The sequence below is a fragment of the Rhizobium sp. SVR5-9E genome, assembly GCF_056755095.1.
In genome coordinates, this window is record NZ_JBNDHS010000642.1 from 1 (window position 1) to 243 (window position 243).

At 54.3% G+C, this 243-nt stretch carries 1 protein-coding gene; it reads right to left on the bottom strand.

The window, feature by feature from the left end; all coding sequences use genetic code 11:
- Positions 1-243: SbmA/BacA-like family transporter (locus tag ACPYOJ_RS36375; protein ID WP_481420539.1), on the bottom strand; the 243-nt coding region annotated here is incomplete at both ends.

Consider the following 243-nt stretch of genomic DNA (forward strand, 5'->3'; position numbering starts at 1 on the left):
TGCCGAGATAGAGTTGCGATGCAGTCACCGGCTCCGCCTTCGCGAGAGCCTGCTGGATCAGACCGTAGAACGGTCCGTACCAGGCATCGATGGCCACGCTCACCTGAACAGAGAAATACGTATTGAAGATAATAAGGACAAAACCGAACACTGACCACATCTGCCAGCGGGGCGGGCTGTAGGGGAACAAGAAGGCGAAAAAGAGCGCGACAAACAAAACAGAGGAGACGCAAAACCACAGGA